General features: G+C 60.4%; 12 protein-coding genes and 1 pseudogene. 12 read left to right on the plus strand and 1 reads right to left on the minus strand.

Annotated elements, in window-relative coordinates:
• The first annotated feature begins 174 nt into the window (after positions 1–174).
• Entirely contained in the window at positions 175–777 is a 603-nt protein-coding gene (locus CRD60_RS02210) for a M23 family metallopeptidase (protein WP_113859698.1), read from the plus strand.
• Between the two features lie 106 nt (positions 778–883).
• On the opposite strand, the gene CRD60_RS02215 is transcribed toward CRD60_RS02210, so the two are convergent.
• Entirely contained in the window at positions 884–2,602 is a 1,719-nt protein-coding gene (locus CRD60_RS02215) for a substrate-binding domain-containing protein (protein ID WP_113859699.1), read from the minus strand.
• A 90-nt stretch (positions 2,603–2,692) separates the two neighbouring features.
• Between CRD60_RS02215 and CRD60_RS02220 the strand changes: the two genes are divergently transcribed.
• From CRD60_RS02220 to hisF, 11 genes and pseudogenes are all read left to right on the plus strand, one after another.
• The gene (locus CRD60_RS02220; RefSeq protein ID WP_113859700.1) at positions 2,693–3,817 is read left to right on the plus strand and encodes a GuaB3 family IMP dehydrogenase-related protein; all 1,125 of its coding nucleotides are present in this window, start codon (positions 2,693–2,695) and stop codon (positions 3,815–3,817) included.
• A 293-nt stretch (positions 3,818–4,110) separates the two neighbouring features.
• Entirely contained in the window at positions 4,111–4,824 is a 714-nt protein-coding gene (locus tag CRD60_RS02225) for an Rv3235 family protein (RefSeq protein ID WP_127975617.1), read from the plus strand.
• Between the two features lie 155 nt (positions 4,825–4,979).
• The gene (locus CRD60_RS02230) at positions 4,980–6,956 is read left to right on the plus strand and encodes an AMP-dependent synthetase/ligase (protein ID WP_113859702.1); all 1,977 of its coding nucleotides are present in this window, start codon (positions 4,980–4,982) and stop codon (positions 6,954–6,956) included.
• An 84-nt stretch (positions 6,957–7,040) separates the two neighbouring features.
• A complete protein-coding gene (gene def / locus CRD60_RS02235; RefSeq protein ID WP_113859703.1) occupies positions 7,041–7,520 on the plus strand; it encodes a peptide deformylase in 480 nt (159 codons plus the stop codon).
• Between the two features lie 269 nt (positions 7,521–7,789).
• Positions 7,790–8,662 (plus strand): 30S ribosomal protein S2, encoded by an 873-nt coding sequence (rpsB, locus tag CRD60_RS02240; protein WP_113859704.1) that lies wholly within the window; start codon positions 7,790–7,792, stop codon positions 8,660–8,662.
• A gap of 72 nt (positions 8,663–8,734) precedes the next feature.
• On the plus strand, positions 8,735–9,586 hold the full coding sequence (gene tsf, locus CRD60_RS02245) for a translation elongation factor Ts (RefSeq protein ID WP_113859705.1): 852 nt from the start codon (positions 8,735–8,737) through the stop codon (positions 9,584–9,586).
• Between the two features lie 220 nt (positions 9,587–9,806).
• Positions 9,807–10,553: a UMP kinase gene (gene pyrH / locus CRD60_RS02250; protein ID WP_113859706.1), complete on the plus strand. Its 747-nt coding sequence runs from the start codon at positions 9,807–9,809 to the stop codon at positions 10,551–10,553.
• 80 nt (positions 10,554–10,633) lie between these two features.
• Positions 10,634–11,188: a ribosome recycling factor gene (frr, locus tag CRD60_RS02255; RefSeq protein WP_113859707.1), complete on the plus strand. Its 555-nt coding sequence runs from the start codon at positions 10,634–10,636 to the stop codon at positions 11,186–11,188.
• Between the two features lie 46 nt (positions 11,189–11,234).
• On the plus strand, positions 11,235–12,215 hold the full coding sequence (locus tag CRD60_RS02260) for a phosphatidate cytidylyltransferase (protein WP_113859708.1): 981 nt from the start codon (positions 11,235–11,237) through the stop codon (positions 12,213–12,215).
• Positions 12,216–12,290: 75 nt separating this feature from the next.
• A complete protein-coding gene (gene rlmN, locus CRD60_RS02265; protein ID WP_113859709.1) occupies positions 12,291–13,460 on the plus strand; it encodes a 23S rRNA (adenine(2503)-C(2))-methyltransferase RlmN in 1,170 nt (389 codons plus the stop codon).
• A gap of 167 nt (positions 13,461–13,627) precedes the next feature.
• Positions 13,628–14,398: pseudogene (hisF, locus tag CRD60_RS02270) on the plus strand (imidazole glycerol phosphate synthase subunit HisF).
• Positions 14,399–14,404: the final 6 nt, after the last annotated feature.

The raw sequence follows: 14,404 nt of genomic DNA on the forward strand, positions 1-14,404 counted from the left end.
TGACGAAAGCCTGACCGTTCGACCACAAGACCAGTTCGGCGACTGTTTCTTTCCGTGATTCTGCCATGCTGGCTATCACAAGTCTCGCGTGTCCCGCAGGGGGACTGGCGGAAACTCTTGGTCACTGGTTGGCACAAGCCATATCCATGGTGGTCGGAGGGGAATGGAGTGTTCATGTCCAATGATGATCTGAGCAAGAGGCAACGGACCTACCGCCTCCGGCAGATGAGGGTCAACCGTTACCGTGCAGGCCTCCATTTCAGGAGTACGCTGGCAGGATTGCTGTCACTGATCTGCTGCCTGGTGATCTCCAGCATCCAAACTCGGCCCATAGCGGCCCATGAACCGGCGGTTACTGCACCATGCCATGCTGAATACCAATGGCCTGTGGACCATCCGACCATCCTGAAGGCTTTCAGCAACCCTCCACAGCCATGGCTCTCGGGGCATAGGGGAGTGGACCTGGACGCTGAGCCGGGCCTGCCCATCCGTGCCCCAGCGAAGGGAAGCATAGCCTTTGCGGGCCAGGTTGCTGGCAAATCTGTGGTTAGCCTCAAGCATGAGAAGGCGACCTCGACCTTTGAACCAGCCAGCACGGAACTGAAGGCAGGTAGCAAGGTACGCAAAGGGGAGGTTTTTGCCAAACATGAAGGTGGGTCTGACCATTGCGGTGACCACTGCCTGCACTGGGGGTTGAGGTCCGGGCCCAAGAGCTACCTGGACCCGGCCAGCAGGGTCACAGCCAAGCTGATTGGACTCAAGCCACCGCTAGACTGAGGATTCGCAGGCTCACCCCTGCATGCATGAGGACACTGTGTAGGGCTATGAGCGATGAGGAAGGGGAGACACGCTAAAAGGATAGCAAGTCCCAATCTGGTATGTGTCATAGGCCGGCGTCGGCGAGGGAGATGTACCCAGGATCAATAAGGATGTCCTTGAGGTTGCTGGCGCTGACTGCCAGTAGGGGCTTGTGGAGCATGGGGACCTGACCGCCATTCATACTGGTGCTTTCCATGCCAGCGAGCTGGTGGACATCCTTCCCTTGGTTGAGGGCCTTGCTTGCAACGGCGATGCCGGCGGACATGGCCTGGCGATCTTCGAGGGCGGTCATCCATTCCTTGCCATTGACTATCTGCGCAATGGTATCCAGGTATGCTCCGTAGCCTACCAGCACCGGCCATTTGGCGGCCTGGTCACCGGATTGATTGGCGGCATGCCGGTCGCTATTGCCGCCTGCGGACTGATCTTCAGTCCCTTGGTCATCTGGGCTTTGAGGGTCAGGAACGGCGTGCCTGGTCAGGTCGTGCTTGCCGGTGATGCTCCCCACTAGGTCGGGAAGGGTGATGGTCGGATTGACATCAGCCGAGGACCCCACATACCCCAGAGCGTCCAATTCCTCAATGACCCCGGAGACCACATAATCATTCATGCAGATGATGCCGTCTATGCGGGTATGGGCATCGGCCTTGGAGGTCATGGCCAGGCGCTTGTCCAACTGCTCGCGGATCTTCGAGCTCTTGTCCGCGTCCAGGGCACAGTTGGTCCAATCCTCTGTCTTGCTTTCAGCGGTCAGGCAGTTCGAGGGGCTGTAGGCCTTTCCCGCCTTGAAGTATGGCTGGAGGACTTGCCAGACCCCCGCAAAGGCCCGTGAGGCGAAGGCATCCTCTAGCTCGGCTGGCTCCTGGCCCTGTGCATCTGCCTGTGATCCTTCCCCGCTGTCAGATGACCCCTTGCCATCGGTGCCCCTCCCGACTTGACCATCGGACTGTGAGAGCGTGTAGGGGAGCAGGAGTTCTATAGACTTGGGATTCTTGCTGCTGGCCTTGTCCAAAGCCAGTTTGTTGACCATCTCCTTGGCTTGGACCGCCCCGATTTCCTCAGGAGTCGACATGTTCACAAAGAGGTCCGGGTTGAAGCCATCCAGGGGATTGGATAGGAGGATGACATGGGCTCCCGCCTCCTTGGCCAGATTCAAGGAGGATACCAGGCGCCTGAGGGCGGCATCCTGGCTGTCTTGACTGTCCTTGCCCCCTTTGTCTGCCGGGTCGCCGCCATTGGTGCCGGCCCCATCCCGCCGCTGACCATCCGCTTGGTCCTTGTCTCCATGGTCGTTGTCTGTCTTGGAGATGGGGTAGTCGGATCTGGTGTAGTCGCCATACTGGCGGGTGGCATCGCTGGCCTCGATGACCGGGGCGATGACAAGTGTGGTCTCCTTGGCCTTGGCCGCAGAGTCCTTCTTGCCCTTGGCCCCTGCCTGGGTCAGGCCATCGACCACATAATCCTGAACCTCCCTGCTTTGCGTGTCCAGGCTGTCTGAGGTCTTGGTCGTGATCGAGCCCTTGCCGAACCCCTCATCGCGAAGGGCATTGGTCACTTCCGGCAGGAGTTTGGCCCACTTGTTCAGGGGGGTGTGTTGGGAAATGGTGATGCCATCGGACGGGGCGAACAGGGCCACGTTGCCTGATGGTCTGGTGGCGGGTGGTTGAGCCTTGGTGGGTTCCTGCCCTTGGGGAGCCCCACAGGCGGCCGTAGCCCAGATGAGGCCCATGCTCAGAGCGAGTGCCACTGTCCGCAGAACCTGGCCTTTGCCAATCCTTGTCATGTTCCATCCTTCAGGCTTCCGATATAGTACCTGGCACGATACTAGTAGAGACTGGCTAAAAGTTCCTGACGCAGGATTAGGCTGGAAGCCATGTCTCAGGAAATAGCTATCGGTTTGAGCAAGAACGCCCGCCTGGCCTATGGGCTGGATGATGTGGCCATCGTCCCCTCCCGCAGGACCCGCGATCCCCAGGACGTATCGACCTCCTGGCAGGTTGACGCCTACGGGTTCGATATACCCGTGCTCTCGGCCCCTATGGACTCGGTCACCAGCCCGGCCACAGCCATAGCCATGGGCAAGCTGGGGGGCTTGGGTGTCCTTGACCTGGAGGGGTTGTGGACCCGCTACGAGGATCCCGCCCCTGAACTTGAGCGGATAGCGTCGGCACAGCCTGACGATGCCGTGTCTCTCATACAGAAAATTTACACGGAACCCATCAAAGAGGACCTGATAGTCCAGCGCCTTCATGAGATCCGAGAGGCTGGTGTCACCGTGGCCGGTGCCCTGTCGCCCCAACGGACCCAGGAGTTCTATTCCACAGTGCTGGAGGCTGGTGTCGACCTCTTCGTCATCCGTGGAACCGCCGTGTCTGCCGAGCATGTCTCCAAAGACCATGAACCCTTGAATCTGAAGAAGTTCATCTATGACCTGGATGTTCCAGTCATCGTGGGAGGGGCAGCGGACTATACGGCTGCCCTTCATCTGATGCGGACGGGAGCAGCCGGTGTCCTCGTCGGCTTCGGGGGTGGGGCCGTGTCCGCCACCCGGTCCACCATCGGCCTGCATGCCCCCCTTGCCACAGCCATCTCCGATGTGGCTGAGGCCCGCAGGGACTACCTGGATGAGTCCGGTGGCCGCTACGTCCAGGTCATAGCCGATGGCGAGATGGGTACATCCGGGGCTGTGGTCAAGGCCTTGGCCCTGGGCGCGGACGCCGTTATGCTCGGCGCCCCCCTGGCCAGGTCCACGCAGGCACCGGGGCAGGGGATGCACTGGGGGGCCGAGGCCCGGCATGAGACCCTGCCCAGGGGCTTCCGGTCCCAGGTGGGAACCGTGGCCTCCCTCCATGAGATTCTCTTTGGTCCCAGCCACCAGCCCGATGGCAAGACCAATTTCATTGGAGCCCTGCGTAGGGCCATGGCTTCAACCGGCTATGTGGACCTCAAGAGCTTCCAGAAATGTCGGATGGCCGTCAGTCCATCACATCTGCTCTGACGTATTCCCCCCCCCCCCCAGCCCTGTCCGCCTCAGTGGCGGCCATCACCTGAAAAACCGAAGGCACCACTCAACCCTGAGGCGCAGGCCATGCTTCCATGATCCCCATCCGGGCCCCGGATGGGGATCAGCACAGGGACCAATCTGAGGTAATCCACTTATCCACATTTTCGGCCATCCGCGTTGACAGGCCACAGTCTTCATGGTGTTCTGGAGGCATAGGGTGACAAGGGAGACTCGACGGTGAGGCACCCTTGCACATGGTTGGAAACACATGGTGTGGGGAGCGGGCTATGACTAAGGGCACAGCAACATACAAGGCACAAAACCGGCAATCGACGACCTACCAGACTGGGGAAGCTGGCAGGGTCAGGCAGGCGGTAGGCAAGACACTTCCCCATACCCCGGCGAAGACCGGCCCGCAGGCGAGCACTCGGCAATCCCCGGTATCAACTGCTTCTGGGGACATGGACGCACGCTGGAATACGACAGAGAGGTTCAAGGGGACCCAGCATGCGGGGTCCTGGGAACCACCCGGTGGCTTCAAAGCCGTCAACCGCCGTCCGGTCTGTGACGGTTTCCTGAACATGGAATTGTCGGACCAACCCATCCACTACCACTTCACCAGTTGCATATCAGGCCTTCTCAGGGATCCGGATTGCTCCAACTTCGCCATGAACGCCTGTCGGATAGCCTGCATGGCCGCCGATGTGCTCAGGGGCAGACGACCCGCCCGGCTGTTGGGCAAAATCATGAGTCCCTCCTGTCTGGGCAAGTTACGGACCGTGGCCATGCTGGTGGAGAACCATTTGAACAGCCATGCCGATGTCCGGGAGAACCTGTGCACACGTCCAGTCGTGCCGACCACCATCGACGGGATGTTCACCAGTGACCACTGCCTGGAGCTCTGCATCCTCCTGTCCATCGGCTCGGCAGACTACTGCATGTCCATGCGATTGGATTTTGTGGGCAGCAGATGGATCTGCGTGCTCGCCGATATGGGTTAGGCCTGTCAGGCCGCGATTACTGTGGTCTTACTCAATGTTTACAGCATAGAGGTTGGAAGGGGGTCTCAGCGCAGGGGTAGGCGCGAGACACCCCGGATTGGCGAATTACCGACATGTGGACCTGTCGGGGTGGACCAGTGTTTATAGTGGTAATCATGTTGCGCGAATTTTCCGTGGATGTCATTCATCCCACCACGAGCAAGGACACCATCTATTCCCTCCTGGCCAATCGTGTCATCCGGGATCCGGAGGGCTTGATAGCCCAATGGCAGGATGAACGGACCAAGACCTGGCAGGACGTGCTGGCAAAGGAGATGTTGGAGCGGGTCCGCAAGGTGGCCAAGGGGCTTATGGGCCTTGGTGTCAAGAGCGGGAGCATGTTGATCATCTATGCGGCCACCTCATACGAGTGGGCATTGGTCGATTTCGCCTGTGCCGCCATTGGTGCCGTGAGCATTCCCATCTACGAGACGGATTCGCCCAAGCAGGCCGCAGACATCGTCGATGATGTCCATCCCAGCATCGCCTTCGCCGGAGACTGGGACCATACCCAGACCCTGGAACAGATCAGACTTGACCATACCGATCTCAAGTACGTGTTCAACTTCGAGGACGAGGGCATAGAAGCCGTTATCGGCTTCGGCAGCGCCATCACCGACGATGCCTTGGACAAGGCCATCGACCAGGTCAGCGCCGACGACCTGGCCACCATCGTCTACACCTCCGGTTCTACGGGCAAGCCCAAGGGCGCCATGCTCTCCCACCGCAACTTCGTCCACATCGTCTTCGCCGGCTACGATGTGCTCGACGATATGCTCTACCAGCCCTCACGGCTCATGCTCTTTCTGCCCCTGGCCCACTGCTTCGCACGGTACATCCAATATGTCGCCATCGGCGCCAACGGCGTGGTCGGCTACGTGCCCAGCGCCAAGCACCTGCTCTCCGACCTGCGCACCTTCAAACCGACCTACCTGCTTGGTGTGCCACGGGTCTTCGAGAAGGTCTACAACGCAGCCTCCCAGAAGGCGGGCTCCGGCCTGCAGGGCAAGGTTTTCGCCCAGGCCTTCCGACACTTCGTCCGCTGGTCCAAGGAGGAATCAGAAGGCATGAGGCACTCGGCCCTGGAGAAGATTCGCCATGCCTTCTATATGAAGACGGTGGGAACCTCCATCCGCTCCGCCCTCGGCCCCAATCTCAAATACCTTGCCTGCGGTGGAGCTCCCATGAACAGCGACCTGGCCCACTTCTTCAACGGTTTCGACGGCATCACCTTCATTCAGGGCTACGGCATGACGGAAACGGCCGCACCCTGCGTGGTCAACTTCGAGGAGGCCAACCGGGTCGGTTCCGTAGGCAAGCCCGGCCCCGGCATCGCCGTCAAGCTGGCTGATGACGACGAGGTCCTCATCAAGGGCGCCAATGTCTTCCAGGGCTATTACAAGCAGCCTGAGCTCACCGCCGAGGTCATGACCGATGACGATTGGCTTCACAGCGGCGACCTGGGCAAGATCGACGATGACGGCTTCCTCTACATCACAGGCAGGAAGAAGGACATCATCATCACCGCCGGCGGCAAGAACATCAGCCCCGCCCCCTTGGAGGATGTCATCGACACCTGCCCCGTGGTCTCCCATTCACTGGTGTTGGGAGATGGCAAACCCTTCGTCTCCGCCCTCGTCACACTCGAGGAGGAGATGGTCCGCTCCTGGCTGGCCAGCCAAGGGCTCGACGGCAAGGCTCCCATGTCCCAGATCGCCAAGAGCGAGGCAGTGCGAGCCTTTGTCCAGCAGTATGTGGACCAGGCCAACAGCACGGTGTCCAGGGCTGAGTCCGTACGCAAGTTCCTCATCCTCGACAAGGACTACAACCAGGAGGACGGGACGCTCACACCCAGCATGAAGGTCGTCCGCCCAAAGGTCCTTGCCAGCTACCAGGAGCTCGTGGAGGATGAGATCTATGCTCCCAAGCCCCTTGTCAAGGCCCAGGCGGCTGGTGTGGTGACCCCCAAGGTCAAGCAGGCCCTGGGCAGCGTCAGCGGGTACATCAAAGGCTCCCAGGACGAAGCCGAGCGGAACCAGCAGGAGTCCGGCACGGCCCAGGATCCATCCTCCACACCTGCATCCAATAAGTGAACTTCCTAGACTCGGACCGGCTGTTGACCTGCTCAGTGGCCCGGCGCCAAGTCATGAAGATGGTCTTTCCTGTAAGGAGTGAGTGTGTCCATTAGAAGCATTCGTGTCATTCCCGATCCCATCCTGCGCACTGCCTGTGATCCCATTGAGCAGATCACCCCGGCCGTGGAGCGGCTGGTGCAGGACCTGGTGGAAACCGTAGATGACCCTGGTAGGGCCGGTCTGTCAGCCAACCAGATTGGAGTGAGCCTGCGGGCCTTCTCATACAACATCGAGGGGAAGGTGGGCTACGTCCTCAATCCCGTCATCGAGGAGACATCGGGTGAACAGTATGGGGACGAGGGCTGCCTTTCGGTCCCGAATCTCTGGTACAAGACCCGCCGGGCCGACTATGCCAGGGTAAGAGGCATTGATCTGGCAGGCAAGACGGTGATCCTTGAGGGCCGTGGAATAATGGGCCGCATGCTCCAGCATGAATGCGATCATCTTGACGGCCACATCTATCTGGACCGCTTGGAAATGGAGGAGCGCCGGGAAGCCATGAGGCTCCTGCGCAGTCGCTGACCGGCATGCTCGCTAGCGCTGCCGTTCCCGGATGAAGGGGCATTAGGCAGTATGCCCCACCGGTTTGTACCAGCAAGAGGATATACTGCATTCTTGTATGCCACTGTTGCTGTTCCTAGTCGTTGGAGGGACAGCGGCACCGAGTCTAACCACAACCGGCATACCAACATCGCGTCATGTCCTCGACGGTCTGTGTCGGTCGGTTCCCACGGGAGCTGCACGCAGATGCGCATGACCAGGCAATAACCGACATGAAAGGTAGTACCACCATGGCTCAGATCACTATGAGCGAAATGCTGAAATCCGGCCTGCACTTTGGACATCAGACCCGCCGCTGGAATCCCAAGATGAAGCAGTACGTTCTCACCCAGCGCAACGGCATCCACATCATCAACCTCTTCAAGTCGCTCGACATGATCGACACGGCCTACGACTTTATCAAGACCACGGTGGCCCACAATGGCACCATTCTCTTCGTCGGTACCAAGAAGCAGGCCCAGGAGGCCATCAAGGAGCAGGCCACCCGTGTGAACATGCCCTACGTCTCCGAGCGTTGGCTGGGCGGCATGCTCACCAACTTCCAGACCGTGTCCAAGCGAGTCTCCCGCATGAAGGAGCTCGAGGAGATGGACTTCTCCGATGTCCGCGGTTCCGGCCTGACCAAGAAGGAGCTCCTGCTCCTGGAGCGCGAGAAAGACAAGCTGACCAAGCAGCTGGGCGGTATCCGCAACATGAGCCGCACCCCCTCCGCCCTCTTCGTGGTTGACATCAACAAGGAGGCCCTGGCTGTTGAGGAGGCCCACAAGCTGGGCATTCCGGTCATCGCCATCGTCGATACCAACACGGATCCCGACAAGGTCTCCTACCCGATTCCAGCCAACGATGACGCCATTCGCGGCATCCAGCTGCTGACCAGCCTCATGGCCGATGCCGTGGCTGACGGTCTGCTGGCCCGTTCCAACAAGGCCAGCAAGGATGAGTCCAAGGACCAGCAGCCCATGGCCGCTTGGGAGAAGGACCTGCTGACCCAGGAGGGCAGCAAGTCCGAGGAAGCAACCGCCGACAAGGTCGAGGCCCGGAAGGCCCAGACCGTGGCTGAGGCCCCGACCGAGCAAGCCCAGAGCGAAGAGCAGCAAGCCTAGGTGATACTCTCCCTTGCGGGATGCGCACATCCTCCCGCAAGAGGGGATACCAAATAAGAGGAGACAGTACAAATGGCAGCAATTACTGCAGCATTGATCAAGCAAGTGCGTGAAGAGACCGGCGCCGGCATGATGGACGTCAAGAAGGCGCTCACCGAGGCCGAGGGCGATGTCACCCGCGCCAAGGAGATCATTCGCGCCAAGGGCATCGAGGCGGCAGGCAAGCGTGAGGGTCGCAGCGCCCAGGAAGGCACCATTGCCTCCACCGTCGTTGACTCCGCCGCCGGCCAGACCGGTTACGCGGTGGAACTCAACTCCGAGACCGATTTCGTGGCCAAAACCCCCAAGTTCGTGGACTTTGCCAAGAATGTCCTCGACCAGGCCGTCAAGGTCCAGGCATCGGATGCCGAGCAGATTCTGGCGGCACCCTCCGACGACGGCACCGTCAAGGAGACCGTTGAGGAGGCGGCCTCCCTCTTCGGCGAGCATGTCAAGATCGGTCAGGTCGCCAAGATCGAGGGTCCCCATGTCGAGATCTACGCCCACAAGAAGTCTGCTGAGATGCCTCCCTCCATCGTGGCCATGATCGCCACTGATGAGGCTGGTGCCTCCGTGGCCCATGAGGCTGCCCTGCAGATTTCCGCCATGGGTGCCAAGTGGCTCACCCGTGAGGATGTTCCCGCTGATGTTGTCGAGGCTGAGCGCCGTGTGGCCACTGAGAAGTCCCAGGCCGAAGGCAAGCCCGAGCAGATCATCCCCAAGATTGTGGAGGGCCGTCTCAACGCCTTCTACAAGGAGAACGTCCTCTTGGAGCAGGAGTACGTCAAGGACACCTCCAAGTCCATCGGCGACCTCTTCAAGCAGGTCGGAGGCCAGGCTCTGGCCTTCGCCCGCATTGAGGTCGGCAAGGGTGAGGAGGAGTGATACATCTTCATATGGGAGCCTGGGCCTAGTGAACTAGGTTTTTCGACTTCCGAGTGAGGGGGCATCGGTTTGCCGGTGCCCCCTTTGTCATGCGCCGCCAGCCTATGCGTCAAGCGCGTCCACGTGGCCCGCTGCGGCGCCACTGTCTGAGCAAGCGGTTAGGCTGAGGAGCGGACTTTCTGGGCTGGCGGGCCCAGATACAGCTAATGAAAGGCTCAGCATGTCAGGTGAGGGTATGGGCGACAGGCCCCGACGAGTACTCATGAAACTATCCGGCGAGGCCTTCGGTGGGGGCAAGGTGGGTATCGACACCCATGTCGTCCGACGCATCAGCCAGGAGATCAAGGTCGCCGTCGACCAGGGTGTCCAGGTCGCCATCGTGGTCGGTGGTGGCAACTTCTTCCGGGGAGCCGAACTCCAGCAGGCAGGCATCGAACGCAGCCGTGGTGACTACATGGGCATGCTTGGTACCGTCATGAACTGCCTGGCCCTCCAGGACTTCCTGGAGCAGGAGGGGCAGGCCACCCGGGTCCAGACGGCCATCACCATGGGCCAGGTCGCCGAGCCCTACATTCCCCTCAAGGCCATTCGTCACCTGGAAAAGGGGAGAGTGGTCATCTTCGGCGCAGGGGCCGGCATGCCTTACTTTTCCACCGACACCGTATCCATCCAGCGGTCCCTGGAGATTCATTGCGATGAGGTTCTGATGGGCAAGAACGGGGTGGATGGAGTCTATACGGCCGACCCCATGAAGGACCCCCAAGCCAAGCGCTTCGTGACCCTGAGCTACAACCGGGCTCTGGTCGACAATCTGGCAGTCATGGATGCTGCGGCCCTTTCAATGGCCCGTGACAACGCCGAGAACATTCGTGTCTTCGGACTTGAGGAAGCGGGCAATGTTACCCGAGCCTTGGCCGGAGAAGCCATAGGCACCCTGGTCTCTTCCGCGGAGTCGACCGTGGCCTGACCGGGGCAGGGAGGCACAGGCCGACCTGATAGGCTAGTGAGGAGCTGATGGACATCAGCAGGAATGAAGGAGCAGACACGATGGCAAATCCCATTGCACAGGCCAGGGAACAGATGAACAAGTCAGTGGAGGCCACCAAGGAGAACTTCTCCGGTATCCGAACCGGACGGGCCAACCCAGCCCTCCTCAATGGACTGGTCGTGGACTACTATGGGGCACCAACCCCCATCAAGGCGGTGGCCTCCATCGGTGTTCCCGAACCCCGTACCCTTTCCGTTACCCCCTTCGACGCCTCCCAGGCCAATGCGGTTGAGAAGGCCATCCGTGACTCCGATCTGGGTGTCAGCCCCCGCCGTGACGGCAATGTCATCCATATCACCATGCCGGAACTGACCGAGGACCGTCGTAAGGAATACGTCAAGTTGGCCAAGACCAAGGCCGAGGACGGCAAGGTCGCGGTACGCAACATTCGCCGTAAGACCAAGGAAGCCATCGACAAGTCCGTCAAGGATGGCGATATGGGAGAAGATGAGGGAGACCGCTACCTCAAGGAATTGGACAAGCTGACCAAGGAGATCAGCGACAAGCTGGATGAGCTCCTGGCCGGTAAGCAGAAGGACATCATGGAGGTCTGATGCTCCGCTGTCGCAGGATCTGACTTGGCAATGTGGGGAACGATAGATGAGTGCAGAACATGAGTTTGAGGACCAGACTGAGGCGGCCCTCCAGGACATCAACAAGAAGACCGGGCGCAACATGCCCCAGGCCGTACTCACGGCGGTCGTGCTCATAGCCATCATCGTGGCTTGTCTGCTCATACGTACTGACCTGTTCGTCTACCTCATCATCTTCTTCATGGTTCTTGGCCTCTGGGAACTGCGCGTGGACTTCGCCACCGTGGGACTCCAGATCCCGGTGCTGGCCCTATGGCTTTGCTCCGTAGTGACATTGCTGGCGACCTACTATGCCCCTCGGCACCTGCTGGCCACGGTACTCTGCACCATGGGATCCCTACTGATTGTGGTCCTCGCGGCATCAACCAAGCTGACCATGGGCAACCGCCTGACCGTTGCGGTTGCCAGCAAACTCGACACCTCTTCCCTTGGTTCAGCCAGGCAGCCGGTTCAGCCTGATGGGCACGGCCTGGGCCACGCCAGCCTATCGCATGTGGCTGTATCGGTCTTCACGCTGGTATATATCGCTCTGCTGGCCTCCTTCCTGATCCTGCCGGAGACCTTTGGCGGCCACCCTGTGGCCCATGCGATTCTGCTTATCTTCATTCCGGCCCTCAGCGACACCGGCGGCCTCTTCGCCGGGGCCTGGTTGGGCAAGCACAAGCTCTCGCCCAGGATCTCACCCAAGAAGTCGGTCGAGGGACTGATCGGGTCCATGTTGTTCGCCATGGCGGGAGCCTTCGCCGTATTCGCCTTTACATACGGGGATTCATGGGCCAGCCATTGGTGGGTACCTATAGTCATGGGGGTCATGGTGGGCCTGGTCGGCACCTTCGGTGACCTGTGCGCGTCCATGCTCAAGCGGGACATGGGCATCAAAGACATGGGCCATTTGCTCAAAGGCCACGGCGGTGTGCTGGACCGGGTGGATTCCATCCTGCTCTGTGCCCCCTTCATGTCCGGACTCCTATGGGCCCTGGGGATGTAGGAAGCCAGCGACAAGAGCGACAGGTCGGCAAGCTGGTCTTGCGCAAACAGTGATGACGTTGAGGAGTACAGTCCAGTGACACAAACGGCAACTCAGGAACAAAAGCCAGCCTTCAGAGAGGTCCTATCCAAGGAACACACCCGTAGGGGCAAGCCACCCCTGCATTTTGCGGATATGACCCAGGAGGAGCGTGTCTCCAAGGCCCAGGAGCTGGGTCTGGCCAGGTTCCGGGCCAAGCAGCTGGCCAATCATTACTTCGCCCACCATGACGTTGCGGCGGCCGATTTCTCCGACTTCCCCGCAGCGGATAGGGAGCTGGTCTCCCAGGCCTTCTTCCCTGAACTCATCAAGGAGGAGACCCGCCAGATCGCGGACCAAGGCACAACGGTCAAGACCCTCTGGGAACTCTTCGATGGTGCCCGCATCGAGTCGGTGCTCATGCGCTATCCCAAGCGTGCCACCCTCTGCATCTCCAGCCAGGTGGGCTGCGGCATGGACTGCCCCTTCTGCGCCACAGGCCGCATGGGCCTGACACGCAATATGTCGACCGGGGAGATTCTGGAACAGGTCAGGGTCGCGGCCTGGTCCATGGAGGCGGGCGAGATCGCCGGTGGCCCCGGCAGGCTCAGCAATGTGGTCTTCATGGGCATGGGTGAACCCATGGCCAATTACAAGTCCGTCCTTGGCGCCGTCCGGCAGATCTGCGCCGCTCCGCCGGAGGGATTCGGCATATCGGCCCGGAACATCACTATATCCACGGTCGGTGTTGTTCCAGGGATACGCAAACTCACGGCGGAGGGCTTGCCGGTCCGACTGGCAGTCTCCCTGCATGCCCCATCCGACCAGCTGCGTGATGAGCTCGTGCCCATGAACCGTCGCTTCAACACCAGCCAGGTCCTGGATGCGGCCCATGACTACTATCTGACCTCCAAACGCCGGGTCAGCATTGAATACGCCCTCATGCGGGGCATCAATGACCAGGCCGAACATGCCCGGCTCCTGGCCAAGCGCCTGAATCATTACGGGGATGACTGGGCCCATGTCAATCCCATTCCCCTCAACCCCATAGAGGGGTCACGTTGGACGGCCTCCAAACCTGAGGATGAGCAGACTTTCCTGGATATCCTCCACCGGGCCGGTATAGCCGCCACCTTGCGTGACACCCGCGGCGAGGACATTGATGGAGCCTGTGGCCAGCTGGCGGCCAAGCAAGGTGGCAGCCGGTCCGAGGAAGCCAAAGCCTGAGCCAGGCCGCACATGGGTGCTTTCTCAAGCTCGCGACATTCCCTCTCAACAGGTGGGAAATTCCAGGTGCCCTGGCTGAAGCCCCTATAGGCTGGCAAGTCCTCGAAGGTCAGTACAGCATATTCCACTGCTTGGGTGGCTGCACGGATGAGTAGGAGGAGGGGCCGATGTCTGTGACGGTAAGGGTCATTCCATGTCTTGATGTGGATCAGGGCAGGGTGGTCAAGGGTGTCCATTTTGCGCACCTCCGTGATGCGGGTGACCCAGTGGAGCTGGCAAGCCGCTACTATGCGGAAGGCGCCGATGAACTGACCTTCCTTGATGTGACCGCATCTTCATCGGGCAGGGCCACCACCTATGACGTGGTCACCCGGACCGCTGGGCAGCTCTTCATACCCCTGACCGTGGGCGGGGGAGTCCGGTCGGTTGATGACGTGGATTCCCCTCCTGCGATGCGGTGCGGACAAGGTCAGTGTCAACACCGCAGCCATCAATGAACCCCAGCTCATAGCTGACATTGCCCAACGGTTCGGCAGCCAGGTCCTGGTCCTTTCCGTGGATGTCAGGCGGGAGCGCGGCCAGGGCCATACCAAATCCGGCTTCGAGGTCAACACCATGGGCGACCGTAGATCCACGGGCATCGACGCCATCTGGTGGGCCCGCCGTGCCCAGGAATTGGGGGTGGGAGAGATCCTGCTCAATTCCATGGATGCGGACGGGACCGGCGATGGTTTTGACCTGGAGCTGATCCGTGCTGTCCGCAGGGCTGTCAAGCTTCCCCTCATCGCCAGTGGAGGGGCCGGCAAGCTTGCCGACTTCCCCCAGCCATCAAGGCGGGAGCCGATGCGGTCCTGGCCGCCTCTGTCTTCCATTATGGCAGGCTCACCATTGGAGCGGTCAAGGATGGCTTGAGAGCTGCTGGTTATGAGGTCAGATGAGGAAGG

This window comes from Bifidobacterium aemilianum (assembly GCF_003315635.1).
GTDB lineage: Bacteria > Actinomycetota > Actinomycetes > Actinomycetales > Bifidobacteriaceae > Bifidobacterium > Bifidobacterium aemilianum.

Excerpts from the sequence above, each read along its gene's own strand:
- CRD60_RS02210 (WP_113859698.1), top strand. The coding sequence starts at position 175 with ATGTCCAATGATGATCTGAGCAAGAGGCAACGGACCTACCGCCTCCGG.
- CRD60_RS02215 (WP_113859699.1), bottom strand. The coding sequence starts at position 2,602 with ATGACAAGGATTGGCAAAGGCCAGGTTCTGCGGACAGTGGCACTCGCT.
- CRD60_RS02220 (WP_113859700.1), top strand. The coding sequence starts at position 2,693 with ATGTCTCAGGAAATAGCTATCGGTTTGAGCAAGAACGCCCGCCTGGCC.
- CRD60_RS02225 (WP_127975617.1), top strand. The coding sequence starts at position 4,111 with ATGACTAAGGGCACAGCAACATACAAGGCACAAAACCGGCAATCGACG.
- CRD60_RS02230 (WP_113859702.1), top strand. The coding sequence starts at position 4,980 with ATGTTGCGCGAATTTTCCGTGGATGTCATTCATCCCACCACGAGCAAG.
- rpsB (WP_113859704.1), top strand. The coding sequence starts at position 7,790 with ATGGCTCAGATCACTATGAGCGAAATGCTGAAATCCGGCCTGCACTTT.
- tsf (WP_113859705.1), top strand. The coding sequence starts at position 8,735 with ATGGCAGCAATTACTGCAGCATTGATCAAGCAAGTGCGTGAAGAGACC.
- pyrH (WP_113859706.1), top strand. The coding sequence starts at position 9,807 with ATGTCAGGTGAGGGTATGGGCGACAGGCCCCGACGAGTACTCATGAAA.
- frr (WP_113859707.1), top strand. The coding sequence starts at position 10,634 with ATGGCAAATCCCATTGCACAGGCCAGGGAACAGATGAACAAGTCAGTG.
- CRD60_RS02260 (WP_113859708.1), top strand. The coding sequence starts at position 11,235 with ATGAGTGCAGAACATGAGTTTGAGGACCAGACTGAGGCGGCCCTCCAG.